At 59.2% G+C, this 13,262-nt stretch carries 9 protein-coding genes and 2 pseudogenes; 5 read left to right on the top strand and 6 right to left on the bottom strand.

The annotated features are described in order from the left end of the window. A partial coding sequence (locus JHD73_RS29190) for a hypothetical protein (protein ID WP_233177117.1) occupies positions 1-185 on the bottom strand: 185 nt, incomplete at its 3' end. A 1,166-nt stretch (positions 186-1,351) separates the two neighbouring features. Between JHD73_RS29190 and JHD73_RS22805 the strand changes: the two genes are divergently transcribed. From JHD73_RS22805 to JHD73_RS22790, 4 genes are all read left to right on the top strand, one after another. Continuing rightward, positions 1,352-2,005, top strand: coding sequence for a hypothetical protein (locus tag JHD73_RS22805; RefSeq protein WP_199032459.1), 654 nt, complete (start codon positions 1,352-1,354; stop codon positions 2,003-2,005). Between the two features lie 172 nt (positions 2,006-2,177). Continuing rightward, positions 2,178-4,028, top strand: a complete 1,851-nt coding sequence (locus JHD73_RS22800; protein WP_199032458.1) for a hypothetical protein — start codon at positions 2,178-2,180, stop codon at positions 4,026-4,028. A gap of 2 nt (positions 4,029-4,030) precedes the next feature. Then, positions 4,031-5,029 (top strand): ATP-binding protein, encoded by a 999-nt coding sequence (locus JHD73_RS22795; protein ID WP_199032457.1) that lies wholly within the window; start codon positions 4,031-4,033, stop codon positions 5,027-5,029. Then, positions 5,026-6,357 carry a hypothetical protein gene (locus JHD73_RS22790; RefSeq protein ID WP_199032456.1) on the top strand — a complete coding sequence of 444 codons (1,332 nt, stop codon included), beginning with the start codon at positions 5,026-5,028 and terminating at the stop codon, positions 6,355-6,357. Before JHD73_RS22795 ends, JHD73_RS22790 begins: the two co-directional genes overlap by 4 nt. A 13-nt stretch (positions 6,358-6,370) precedes the next feature. Here JHD73_RS22790 and JHD73_RS22785 read toward each other — a convergent pair whose 3' ends face one another. Next, the gene (locus tag JHD73_RS22785) at positions 6,371-7,303 is read right to left on the bottom strand and encodes a site-specific integrase (protein WP_233177116.1); all 933 of its coding nucleotides are present in this window, start codon (positions 7,301-7,303) and stop codon (positions 6,371-6,373) included. Positions 7,304-7,449: 146 nt separating this feature from the next. Continuing rightward, positions 7,450-7,758, bottom strand: a pseudogene (locus JHD73_RS22780) (cytochrome c); the annotation flags it as partial. Positions 7,759-7,830: 72 nt separating this feature from the next. On the opposite strand from JHD73_RS22780, the pseudogene JHD73_RS22775 reads away from it, so the two are divergent. Then, positions 7,831-9,036 (top strand): annotated as a pseudogene (locus JHD73_RS22775) (transposase); the annotation flags it as partial. Positions 9,037-9,093: 57 nt separating this feature from the next. Here the strand turns inward: JHD73_RS22775 and JHD73_RS22770 are convergent. The 3 genes from JHD73_RS22770 to JHD73_RS22760 all read right to left on the bottom strand — a co-directional run. Further along, positions 9,094-10,380, bottom strand: a complete 1,287-nt coding sequence (locus JHD73_RS22770; RefSeq protein ID WP_199032454.1) for a site-specific integrase — start codon at positions 10,378-10,380, stop codon at positions 9,094-9,096. A gap of 148 nt (positions 10,381-10,528) precedes the next feature. Then, positions 10,529-11,011, bottom strand: a complete 483-nt coding sequence (locus tag JHD73_RS22765; protein WP_064803362.1) for a copper chaperone PCu(A)C — start codon at positions 11,009-11,011, stop codon at positions 10,529-10,531. Between the two features lie 224 nt (positions 11,012-11,235). Next, the coding region (locus JHD73_RS22760; protein ID WP_233177115.1) for a TonB-dependent receptor at positions 11,236-13,262 on the bottom strand (2,027 nt) is incomplete at its 5' end.

Here is a 13,262-nt window from a genome sequence, read left to right as displayed (position 1 = left end):
GCCTCATAGGTCAGCGCGTAGCTGGCTAGGTCTCCGCGGGCTTGCGCGAGCCGTAGGCAAAACAGCGCAACGTTAGCTCCCGCCCATGTCGTGTCCGGCGAGCGAATCGGTTCGAACAATTGTTCGACGTACCGCCGGGCACATTGCTTAGAACGAGCCGGAAACTCGGGGATGGGGATGCCCATGGAACTTACCGGCCCTCGCCATGACACTACCGCCTCGACTGTTACGCGCCCAATCGTTGACAGCGCCCAAAGAGGCATTGAAAGGACCCGTGACGCCTCGTTCGTCCTTCTCGCTAGCCGTTCCAGCCACACTTTCGATGCAGGATCCCCGCGCGCGAGCGCTCTCGGCAAGTCTAGCCGGCCGTAGCGAAGTTTTTCCCACCACCGACTGCGCTCACTAGGTACAAATGCATTCCCCATGAGCTGTTTCTCAACGGCATACGGAGTCCAGACGCCGAGCGTTTCGCAGGCGATGTCATACACGAGCCGACTCTGGTAGTGCCTCAAATGCCGATTTCCACGTGGGGCGCATTGAATGCCGTGCAATGGAAAACGTGTGAGTTCAACGTAACACCCAGGCGGCGGATCGCATTGCACTGGAGAAAATGCATACATCGTTCGTTGGCAGGCGTCTAGGGCGATTTTCTGCCGTCGAATATGCCTTGCGAGCCTGCTGCCGCGCAACCATCGTGAGGATGCGTTATCCGTTGTTTTGCGTTTCTTTCGATTTCGATCGGTTCTTGTCCATGTCCAATCCGGCCAGACCCGTTGATGTGCGCCTTGAGGCATATTTACTCGGGCAGCACGGACCTCTTATGCATGGAAGAAGCCTCTGGCGAGCGCTAGGGTATGTGTCCGCTCAGGCCTTTCGGAAAGCGGTCCGGCTTGGAACCGTGCCGGTAAGCACCTTCACCATAGAGAAGAGAAGAGGACGATTCGCCAAGACCTGCGAGGTAGCCCAGTGGATAGCGACGCTAGACGTCGCAGCCGCCAATTCCCGACCCGAAACGGAGGAAAACATGCCGCCCGGTTGAAGAGGAAGAGAGGGAAAGAAAAGGAAACGCCCCAGTGCGCGAACACTGGGGCGTCTTAGACTGCGGTCCTCGTCAACTTGGCTCGCTGACGCTTCCAAAGTCTCGGCGTCTTTTCGCCAACTGTCAAGTTGGCGGGCCGGCGTTCGCCTGTACACCTCCCTAGAAGACCCAAGGCCGCTTCGCCTATCCGGCGAATGGCGGTCGGCTCTGTGCATCGCTCTCGAAAGAGGCTGCATCTCGCCGCACTCCAAAGTTGCTGCGCGCGTCTCGTTGTCGCAGACGTGCGGAGGATCGTTTGTCCAGGAGGAAGTCATGTGGTCCAGTCGAGAACACCGGCACGGCGGCTTGCACCGACGCTATATCGGTTTTCACGGTGGCGTGCTGCGCTGCATCGATCCACTGCGGCATACGCACGTGGCGTTCGCCACAGAGCTGCACTTTGAGAACTGGTTGCTGCACTGGGCAGATCCATCCGTTCGGCGCCTCTTGCCACATAGCGAACGCTTGACATGCCTCTATCAAGGCCATCGGCTGAGCTTGTCCCCGGACCTGCTGATCGAGCGCAACTGCATTGAAATCCAGATTGTGAACGCACGCGATACGCCAACGAGTCGGGCCAGAGCACGCTCGCTCGCATATGTGGCGCATGCGCACGGGTTCATCTGGTCCGCCCGAACTCCCGAACAGATTCGGAGCCAACCGGTTCTGCTCTCGAACCTGGATCGACTACGTCAATGTGCGGCAATTCATGCCGACGATCGCGCCATATCGGTCAGCCGAGCTATCGCACAGCTTCTGTTGTCCGCTTCTGCCACCACCCGTGGCGAAATTCGAGCGCACATTCATCGAGATATACCGGACACGCTTGTCGATGCCGTTCTTATCAGGCTGCACGCAGCCGGCGTGCTCAAAATACAGTTGGAGGAAGTTCGCTATGGCCAGAGCACCCTCATTCTCCGCAAATGAGTCAGGGCGGAGACGTCTTCCCGAATGCTACCGTTCAGTCGAGTTGTGGCCGGCCGTTGACGATCGATTGCTCAAGGACTTAGTGGCTCGCCGTCGCTATCAGCGGCTATGCAAGGGCATTGATCTGTACCTACAGAATCAACCACTAACGTCCGTAGAGGAGGCGACTGGATTGTCCCGGTCGCGATTCTTACGGATTTTCAACCGTTGCCTACAACCGGCACCCGACGGACGCATCTGGGGATTGAGGGCTTGTGTAAGGGGGACTCGAACCCAGCCGCTCCGACGCGTCAAGGCTATTGGTTATCACAGCGATCTGCGCGCTGGATTCCAAGGTGCGTTCAACAAGCTGCTTCGAGAGCATCCGGAAATCGAGGACCAACTGATCAAAGAGTTGAAGACACCGAAAACGGCGAAAGATCGCTCGCAGCCCAACCGGCTCGCTTTTCGCGACATACACCGCGCGTTTTTGCGTATCAGTAAAGAACAGGGCATCCCAGACACGGAATACCCGTTCACGACAGAAGCGAGAGGAGCGCAGGCGCTGCGCAAATGGATCAAGGACGTCTTTTTGGCTCGTCACGGAACACGTTGGGTAGAGCGCGAATACGGGCCGAGCGCTGCACAATCGCTCGACTATCAGAAGGGAGACGGGCAGGCAAAACGATTACCCGCGCCTTACGAGGCATGGGAGATCGACGAAAACACGATTGACCTTGAGGCGATCTACGAAATCCCAAACGCGAATGGGGACTGGGAGCAAATCGAGTTGCGGCGGGCGTTCGTTATTCGTGCGCTTGACGTTGCCACCGGCGCTAAGCTGGCCAATCGCCTTGTTCTCGCACCGCAAGCCTCAGCCGAAGATGTTGCCATTTTGCTTTGGGATGCCATCAACGGCGTCACGTTCGACGCCGATGCTACCGCCGCCGGTTTGCTCGAGGACGGTGCGGGATATCCCGCTGCAGTGATTCCTGCACTGCGCTTTGCGGTACCAACAATAATCTATCTCGACAATGCGTTGGCACATCTTGCTGACCACGTGAACTACCTCATCAAGGATCTTTGGGGCGCAAAGGCCAAATTGGGGCGACCCGGTACGCCGCAGGAGCGTCCACACATCGAAGCGGACTTCTCCGTGCAAGCGCGACGGCTGATTCACCAATTGCCAGGAACTACGGGAACTGGTCCGGAGGACCCCTTGCGAAAATCGGCCGCGGTCGGCATCAAAGATCGTGTGCCGGTTCACCGGCTCGCCAGCGCACTCGATTGCTACTGCGCAAATGCGAACGCACTACCGGCAGCTGCGGCTGGCTACATCGCGCCGCTTGAGCGACTCAAACGCAGTCTGGCAAGCGGAGCGCTGACCCCAATTCACCTACCTGCCGATAAGCGGCGCCCCCACTGGTTCGGCAAGCCAAGTCCAGCACCGGTCAAGGTGGATCTCCGTAACGGGAGGCTTCCGTACATCAACTATCTGTATGAGCGCTACACCAGTGATCTCTTGAAGCGTCAGATCGGACTTAAAGATAAGCAGATGTGGGTCCGAGCAGATTTCAGAGATTTGCGCACAGTACTGTTGTTTGACGGCGATGGCAGAGAATTCGACACGCTTGCCGTGACGGGGAAGTGGGCGAAGTTTCCTCATGACGTACGCATCCGGAAGCTTCACGCTCGACTTAAACGTAAAGGAGCGCTCGGCCCGCGAGCCGATGACGAGCCGCTCGCTTGCCTTCTCGCGTGTCTAAGAGAGCGAGCGCCCCACGACCGCACAGCCGGGTTGGAACTCGCGTACCTGCTCGAGTATTTGAAGGCGTACGGAGTTGCCAATTGGCGAGTGGAAATTGATAGATCGATTGACTGCTTGGGGGCTGGCGAGAGCGTGGCGCTATTGCAAGTCAACGCGCAGCCCTCTGGGCCGAAGCCGCGGCGACTCGGACTGTCGACCAGCATGGACGAGCCTGAGGCACAGGACGGGTTTTCAGCAAGGCCCATTCCGCGTCGCATCGTCTTGCCGAAGGAATAGACATGGGTCCCACAACGTCCGAAGCTGCGCCCGACATTGCTGAGCCCGATGTATTGGCAAATGCGATCGTGTGGACCCCGGCGATCGACAGGATGGTCCGCATCGTCGCGAAATGGGTGCGCCTTGATACGCCGGGAGGCGTCGTCTTTGGCAAACAGCGGATAGGGAAGAGTTCTGCCTGTGCATATCTCGCCGAGGTCTTACATTCCGCCATCGGCTACCCCGTGGCGACCCTGAACTGGTTCATGCCGGTGAACGAGTCTGTTGGCGAACGAGAGTTCACGCAAGAGCGCATGCAGCAGTCGAAATGTCGTGCCGTATCACATCGAGATGTCGCTGTCTTGCGTGGCAGGCTCTACGACCATATCGAGCAACTAGCGGACTCTCTGTGCGCAAGACGCGTCGTGGTGATCATCGATGAAGCACAAGTACTCGCCCAACAGCACTATGGATACCTGATCCATTGCTTTAACGAACTCGTCCATCGACAACTCCGACCATTTTTTCTCCTTGTCGGCCAGCCAGAGCTTGAGACGCTCAACCAATACTGGAGCGAAAGCAAACGCCACCAGATTGCGGGGCGCTTTCACGTTCATCAACACCGTTTCAAAGCCGTTGCAATTTCGGAATTTGAGGCGGTGTTGGCCGAACTGGATCGGCCTGTCTCAGCGGAGGGACCGTGCGCCTCTGCACTTCATTTGCCAGTCGCTTACGCGGAAGGGTGGTGCTTAGCAGATATGGCCCCAGTTCTGAGGGATGCACTAGCGATAGCCAAGAGCCAGCACAACCTTATGGAGGACATCTACGTGCCGATGCAGTATCTGCGCTCCACGGTCCTGGCATTTCTGTATCGGGTGGCGGAAGGCCGGCTGGATGCGCGCGAGGCATCTCCTACGTTGATGCTCCGCTGTCTGCGGGACGCAGGCTTTTTGGGCGTAATTGCATACTATGCGGAGGCCGCCTGCACTGATGACTCGATTCAACGAGAGGAGGCGCCATGAAATCTATCGTCCACCAGCATCGCAAGGTGGAGGCGACTCCCGCCGACATGGACGGCGCTGAAGAGTCCCTGTATGCCAAGTGGTCCAGGGTCTGTCTCGACCGCTGCCCAACTCAGTGCGAATTGCCACAGTTTCTCGGCGTATTGCCACCGGGGCGACAGATCTTCAGGCCCCCATTCGTCAACGGCGAGCGTGCTGACCTTTATCGTGGACTCATCAATACGTTAGGTGTTGATCGATCCGCATTCTCCTATTTGGCCGGCCAGGACATCTTCAGAGCGGGGGATTGCGGGACGTTGGCGCGTCGGAACCTACGATACTGTCCGCGTTGTATCGCGCACGGGTACCACGCAACGCTATTTCAGCACGTGGCGATCGAGAAATGCCCTTTGCATGACGTGCCCTTGCTAGGGACCTGCGCGCTTTGCGGATATGCATTTAAGCCGACATGGGAGTCGGTGGCTCGTGATCCCTTTGCTTGCTCACGATGTGGCAATTTGCTGCTTCGAACTGTTGCAGATGCTCGACGGGACATCGAGATTCGGCTGGTTGAGCTGATGGTCGCCGAGCGCCGACGCCTATTGGACTTGGGCGATGAGCACAAGTCACGATTTCGCATTGGACGACCGACCGATTCCGTCAGCATGGAACTGGAGGATCTTGATGTCCGGCTGCGCCGCAGAGTGCTTCGCCATGCATTGTGGACGGGCGCGACGCTGCCAGGATGGAGTGCCGGAAAGGTATCCAACTTCCACCTGGCGCGTGAAGAGGGTTCCTCTGGCAGAAAGATATTCATCGCGGCTTCCGCAACCATCCTGGCAATATTGAGGAAGCTAAGGGCGCTCTGTAGCGATCGAGAGGCGGATATTGTACGAGTGGCGTCTCATCTGGACAGCCTTCAAAGTGGCTTGCGCATGCAGGTACCTGCCTGTGCTACTGCGGCAGCGTACTGCAAGACCGCGTATCTATACGGCGTGAATCCCCTGTATCGCATGACGGACCCAAAAAGGAGGACCGACATTGATATTGAGGAAGTTGATTCTGCACACTTGGTTCTGCGTAGTTGCTGGGTTCCCCAGAGTATTCAGGCAAACCGAATCCTCGCTGAGCTTGAAGTACTAGGCCTGTTTTGCCTTGTTCTCAAGCAGGTGGCATCGTGTAAAAGAGTCGTGGATATCGGCTGGAGTGAGTGCCCGGAGGAAGAGGCGTTTTGCCCCGCGTGGTGTCTCGACAAGAATGGCGTCAGTTTTTCCGTTCGCCCACGTGCCACGTGGCGTCTCGTGAATTGGATGATTGCACGCTATTCGTGGACTGCGATCCGTCCCTGAGAAAATGGGCGGCTCAACTGAGCAGGGCTGTCTCAATACGGCGTTGCGCAAACGGGTCAGCCGCATCGATGTAGCGCATTGCCGAGCGGACATCCTTCCAGCCGACATACTCCATCAGCATCTTGAGATCCCACTGGTTTCCATTGGCCCAGGTGGCAAAGCCACGCCGCAGTGAATGACTGCTGTAGTGATCCGCTTGCGGCAACCCTGCCGCTTCAAACCGCGTCCGCAACAACGGCACGACGCTGCTCGCTTGCAGTCCGTCCTCCGCCATCCGGCCCCAACGATCAATCCGGCGAAACACTGCTCCCTCCGCCAAGCCTGATGCAGCCAGCCATGCCTCATAGGCTGTCACTGGACACAGCCGTGACAAGGCCGGCGCCTTGTAGGTCGTGCCAACGTGATTGCGGTCCGTTTTGGACCGGGGCAGGAAGATCGTCATGCCGCGACCGGGCTCCACGGTGATGTGCTCGACCTGCAACCGGCTCAGCTCGTCCGAGCGGAAGCCACGCCAGAAGCCAATCAACACCAATGCTTTGTCGCGCGTGTGGACCTGAAGCATACGAGTGTCTTCAGCTGCCGCCTCGATCTGTTGATCTAACCAGGCCACCAACTGCTCAAGCTGGGTAAATTGCAGCGGCTTGGCTCGCCGCTCCTGCGCAGGGTGCAGCGCCTGAATGCCCTTGAGCACCTTGCGCACATGGGGTGCGCGCGTGGGATCCGGGAAACCCTGCGCAAGATGCCACTGCGCGAGTGCGGCCAACCGCTGGCGCAGCGTATTGATCGAAAGTGTCTGGGCGCAATCGGCCAGGTAACGCGCGACGCTGTCAGCGCTCGCCGGCAGGAACCCACTCCACTCAACCTCGAAATGGCGAACGGCCGACTGGTAGCTGCGCCGCGTGTTGTCGCGGGTGGCGGCCTCCAGGTACTGATCGATATCTATCATTGCGTCATTGAGCGAATGCTGTCGGCCAGTATTGTCGCTGTTTGTCCGGACAGATGCGAACAGGCGCTCGCGCCATGCGCAGCGCACCGCTGCGGTGAATCCTCACGTTGCCTTGATGGTGTCAGTGGTTTCGCGGTGGCGCTCTACTACTGTGCCTGCAGGAAGGTGGCCACCGCCTTCGCTTGTTCATCGTTCAGTGTATGCGCGACGGCGCTCATCACCGGTGCGTTGCCGCGCGCGCCGCTTCGGAAGTGGGTGATTTGCCGCTCCAAATAGGCCTCATGCTGGCCCGCCAACCGCGGGAACGTGTCCTGTCCTTCGGCATGCTGGCCGTGGCAGGACGCGCATGCCGGCACGCCTTCGGACGGAAGGCCATGCTCGAAAATTTCCTTGCCTCTGACCATCCGCGCAGGATCGCCGCTGGCGCCGACGGGCGCAGTCTGATGCGCGTAGTAAGCTGGCTCGCCAGTTCTGCTGCTCGTGAATCCACGCCAGTTGCGCCGTGAAGGCGTGCGTCATGGTTAGGTACCAGTTTCAGCGAAGTGCTGTTGGCGCGCAAAGCCCGCGACGCGCACGAGCTGATCTCGCTCTACGCCGCGCTGATCGCGCACGGCACTGAGCTGGAAGCCAAGGGCGTCGCAGCCATGATTCCGCAGCTGGACGCCGCACACGTCTCGACGGCGATGCGCATGCTCGAGATGCCGGGGCGCCTGCGTCGCGCGAACGAACGGGTCGTGGAATTCCAGCGCACGCATCCGATCACCGAGTTGTGGGGAACCGGTCAACGGGCGTCGAGCGATTCAATGAGCCTGGACACCTCCCCGCACCTGTTTTACGCGCGCGCCGATCCGCGCCGGCGCACCCACGCCGTCGGGATCTATACGCACGTGCTGGATCAGCATGGCATTGTCTACAACCAGCCAATGGTGCTCAACGAGCGCCAGACCGGCGTGGCGATCGAAGGCGTCATACGCCACAACGAGACCCGTACCGACGGCGGGCTGCTGCGGTTAGCGGTCGACACCCATGGCTACACGAACGTGGGGATGGCGGTGTCGAAGTTGCTCGGCTTTGACTTGTGCCCGTGGCTGCGCAACCTATCGGAGCGCAAGCTGTACTTGCCACGCGGCATGCAGGTAGCAGACGGCCTGTCAGCGGCCGTCTCGCATGAGATCTCGCTCAAGGCCATTCGTGACGGCTGGGATGGCTTGTTGCGCCTAGTGGCGTCCATTCACTCTGGCCGGGTGAGTGCGATCGTCGCGCTGCAGCGGTTCGGCAGTGCCGCCCACGGCGACCCCATTCACCGGGCGGCCGATCACCTGGGCAAGCTGCTGCGCACGCTGTTTCTATGCGATTTCTTCAGCAACGCCGAGTTTCGCCGGGAGCTGCGCACGCTGCTCAACCGGGGTGAGTCGGTTCACCAGCTCCAGCGCGCCATCTATTCCAGCAAGGTGCAACACGACCGCGGGCGCCGCCAGGACGAAATGTTCGCGATTTCCGGGTCGCTCACGCTGCTGACGAACCTGGTGATTGCCTGGAACACCCAGCGCATGCATGCAACCGCTGATGCCTGGCGCAGCAAGGGGCAGCGGATTGACGATGATTGGCTGCGACGGATGGGACCGGCACACTTCGCGCATGTGAACTTCCGGGGCATCCTGAGCTTCCCGATCCACCTGTACCAGGATGCGCTCCTTGAAGCAGCGCCTCGGCGACGGGCGAGCAATGCATGAACACAAGACTCAAGCTGGCCACCATGGCTCAGCTTGGAGGCGAGCCGTTTTGCACGATCACCCCCAATAGGTGTCGGTCAGCGGATCGTGCAACGTCACCTCGATAAAGCAATTGCAGAGGTCCGCCTGGTCGTGCATGTCCGTGAGCAACTCCTCGATGGCTTGCTCCAACTCTGGCCCTGTGGCGAACGGCATGACGATCTCATACCGGGGGCGGCGCTGGTCGACAGCACGCATCTGGTACTGGGACAGGCAGAACCGCTCGATCCACCGGCGCGCCTTGGCTTTGCTGCGCACAAATTTGCTGTTGAGCTCGATGGTCAGGTCTACGGTCAAGCGCGTTTCAGTTACGGGCTTGGGCGGGACCGCCGGAAGCCGCGTGGCTGCCGGGCTCGATGGTACGGTGATGGGCGCCAGCGCGGCTTCGATTCGGTGCTGCGCGAACGGGTCGGCCGCGTCAATGTAGCGCATGGCGGAGCGGACATCTTTCCAGCCGACATATTCCATCAGCATCTTGATGTCCCACTGGTTCGCGTTGGCCCAGGTGGCAAAGCCCCGCCGCAGCGAGTGGCTGCTGTAGCGATCCGCCTGCGGCAGCCCAGCACACTGAAACAGCGTTCGCAGCAGAGGCACAACGCTGCTGGCCTGAAGCGCCACGCCGGCGATGCGACCCCAGCGATCGATCCGCCGAAAGACTGGGCCCTCCGTTAAGCCGGATGCGGTTATCCAGGCCTCATAGGCTGCCACCGGGCACAGGCGCGACAAAGCCGGCGCCCGGTGCGTCGTGCCCGCGTGGTTCCGGTCGGTCTTGGTGCGAGGCAGGAAGATGATCATGCCTCGGCCGCGCTCGACCGTGATGTGTTCGATCTGCAGCCGGCTCAGTTCGTCCGATCGGAAACCACGCCAGAAGCCCATCAGTACCAGAGCCTTGTTGCGCGTATGGACCTGGCGCTGGTGGCCGTTGCCCGCCATCGATGATGTGGCGATTTGGGCATCCAGCCACGCCACGAACTGCTCCAACTGGGCGAGCTGCAGGGGCTTGGCGCGCCGTTCCTGCGCCGGGTGCAGCGCTTGAATGCCCTTGAGCACCTTGCGAACGTGTGGCGCCCGGGTCGGGTCGGGGAAACACTGGGACACATGCCATTGTGCGATCGCAGCAAGGCGCTGGCGCAGCGTGTTGATGGAGAGCGTTTGCGCGTAGTCGGCCAGGTAGCGCGCGATGCTATCGGCGCTCGTCGGCAGGAAGCCACCCCATTCGGATTCGAAATGCCGAATGGCCGACTGATAGCTGCGCCGCGTGTTGTCGCGGGTGGCTGCTTCCAAGTATTGGTCGACATCTTGCATGACAGTGGCTGGGCTGGTGAATTTGCAGGTCGAGGCTAGAGAATCTCCCACGCTCGGCGAAGTTGGAAGTTCGCCGAGCGATAGCGGAGCACTGTGATGAGAAGAACTAGGTCGAATAGGCAACTATGCCCAGATGTCTAGGCGCAAGTCAGTGCTTGTGTCCTGACATATCCATGCCCATACCCGACGAGTCGGCGCCCGCCGTGATATCTCGCACCTGGGCCGTCACCGTTTGTTCCGTTACCTTGCCGTTCTCGCGAATTTTGAGCGTGATCGGCACCGTGCTGCCCTTGACCAGTTGCGCCGTCAGGCCGATCAGCATTACGTGGTAACTCCCAGGCGAGAGTTCGACGGGCTGCATGGCTGGCAGGTCGATTGCGATGACGGGGCGCATGCGCATCACATTGCCGTCCATCGTCATCCTGTGCAACTCCACAGTTTTGGCTGCGGGTGAACTCGCCCCGATGAGCTTGGCGGCACTGTGGGCCTGCAAGGTCATGAACGCACCCGTAGAGGTTTGCGCCGGGACGGTGCCGCGGACCCACGCGTTGCTGACGTCAACCTCTGCGGCAGCGAGCCCGGGAACCAAGGCAGTAGCCACCATCATTGCGGAAAGGAATCGAACGTTCATCTCTACTCTCCTAATCATTGAGTTGGGCGCATCAGACAGTATAGGTATCGCGGACGTGCTGATTTGGGACAACCACCTCTGCACATCTGCAGCATGAGGAGTCCGGTTCACTCTGTACTGTATTTCGCGATGCCGCCCGCTGAGGCAAGCTGGCAGGCGCGGCGCCCGGAGATGTTGACCTCCTGCCGCGACTGCAGCATGCTTGGTGTGTCGCGTCCGTCTATCTAGAACGAGGCACTCAGGCCGACCCGATAGTTGCGACCGGGCATCGGGTAACCCGCGTTGTACGCGTAAGACGCGTTGAACAGGTTGTTCGCGCTGACGAAAACCTCTCCTTTCTTGCCGAGGCTGCGTATCGGGTAAGCAACGCGAAGATTGGCGACGGTGAATGCCTTGACCTGATCGTTACTACTCGTGAGGCTACGGTCCCAGGTTTGGGAGTACATCCTGGTTTGATGCTGCGCGTCGAAGGCGATGCGGAAGTTGGCGATATTCCCGTTGACGCCGACCGAGTAAGCCATGCTGGGCGCGTACGGGATGTTGCTCACGGACGAGTTCAGATGGGTGGCTCCTGCAAATACAGCCCAGTTTGCCCCGAACTCCTGTCGAACGGAGGCTTCCACGCCGCGTACCTTGTAGTCCGGGTACTGATTGCTCCAGACGCCTGTTGCAAAGGGCGTGAAGCCAGACCAGACATAGCGATCGCTGACTGCATCTTGGAAGACGCTCACGTCGAGATGTGTGGTCCCGGAAGCATCCCACTTTGCCCCGATCTCCATATGTTTGTTTGTTTCTGGAGAGAGCGTGTTCCAGCCGTTATTGGCTGCAAACGCCATGGGCAGCGCACGGGGCAAGGCATAGGCTTCTGCTCCCGGATACAGAATGCCCACCGCATAGTTGGCGTAAACCGTGAGGTTCTCGCGAATGAGCGACACGCCGGCGCTAGGTGCGCCTTTGGACGAATAGACGTTGCTTTGGTAGGTGCGTATCCCGGCCGACGGTCGTACAACCCAGCTCTCGCCAAGGTTGAAGGTTTGACTGATGCCAAGGTAAGGGGAGGTGATCCTGAACGTGGGAATGTCGGCACTACCTGCAATGCCAAACGCGAATGGCGTGCCGACGGCCGCGCCCACATTCGGTCCGGTCATTGAACCGGAGATGCTGTCATAGTCGATCCCCCCTACGATCTCACCCCCGTGCCAGGGCGTAAATTGCTCTTTCCACCGGACACCAAACATGTTGAAGCGGCTATTGAAGGTTCCCCAGTTGGCGTCTTGAGAAAGATCATTCTTGCCTTGGTTGGAGTACACCTTGAATTCACCGCGCCAGTCTTGCGTCTGGTGTGCCACGAAGGCAGTCACCATGTCTGTCGAGCTGCTGTTTCGACCAACGCCATTGGACTGGTAAAGGCCAACCGGGGCGGCTGTGACCGGGTAACGATTGTCACCTGGGTCTCCAACACGATTCTCCACGTGAAGGTAGCTTAGGCCCGCTGACCATACATTGTTCAGACGAAAGGAAATCTTCCCCAGGGCATTCTTGAGATCGGCATCTCCGTTGGGGCGATAACCGTTTGATTCCGCGCTGCCAACGGCCATGGAAAAATCCATGACGTCCGTGCGCCCAAACAAATTGCCTTGGAAAATACGGGTCCCGTATGAGCCAACAGTCGCGCTGGCATCGCCATGAACGCCATTTTCCGTCGGCGTTTTTGTCAAAAGATTGATGGATGCGAAATTGTTCCCGGATACCAACGGCTGCGGTCCTTTGTTCACCTCAATTGTCTTGATGCCGTTGAGCGGCAGCAAATCCATCAATGGGTGATTCCACAGGCCCATATAAACAGGAAGGCCGTCAAGGTAAGTCTTGATTTCGCTACCTGGCCGGCTGGTTCCCGTGCCGCGGATGTACACACTGCCGCCTTCGTTACCCGAATAGTTACCGACAGCATCGTAAAGAGAAACCTGTACGCCCGGCGTCATTCTTAACGCATCGGGAAGGCTCAATGCCCCCAGGTCCTTGATTTGCGCTTCCGTCACCTTGGTCGTCAATGTTGAAAATCCATCGACTTGGTTCGAGTCGACAATTGGAGGTGCCGTGACGGTGGCAGTCGGCAGGTCGACGGTTTGTGCATAAGCGTTGCTGCCGAAGGCAAGGGCGATGGCGAGCGCGATCGGGTGATGCTTGGGTTTCATGCTGTTGTCTTTTTCTTGTAGGTCAAGATGTGGGTCATTGATGATCGTGTGTAGGG

The sequence above is a fragment of the Ralstonia sp. ASV6 genome (assembly GCF_016429285.1).
Lineage (GTDB): Bacteria > Pseudomonadota > Gammaproteobacteria > Burkholderiales > Burkholderiaceae > Ralstonia > Ralstonia flaminis.
This window is presented reverse-complemented; position numbering and strand designations above follow the sequence as displayed.

Coding starts and splice junctions, on each gene's coding strand:
- JHD73_RS22790 (WP_199032456.1), top strand. CDS start 5,026: ATGAAATCTATCGTCCACCAGCATCGCAAGGTGGAGGCGACTCCCGCC.
- JHD73_RS22795 (WP_199032457.1), top strand. CDS start 4,031: ATGGGTCCCACAACGTCCGAAGCTGCGCCCGACATTGCTGAGCCCGAT.
- JHD73_RS22765 (WP_064803362.1), bottom strand. CDS start 11,011: ATGAACGTTCGATTCCTTTCCGCAATGATGGTGGCTACTGCCTTGGTT.
- JHD73_RS22770 (WP_199032454.1), bottom strand. CDS start 10,380: ATGCAAGATGTCGACCAATACTTGGAAGCAGCCACCCGCGACAACACG.
- JHD73_RS22785 (WP_233177116.1), bottom strand. CDS start 7,303: ATGATAGATATCGATCAGTACCTGGAGGCCGCCACCCGCGACAACACG.
- JHD73_RS22805 (WP_199032459.1), top strand. CDS start 1,352: ATGTGGTCCAGTCGAGAACACCGGCACGGCGGCTTGCACCGACGCTAT.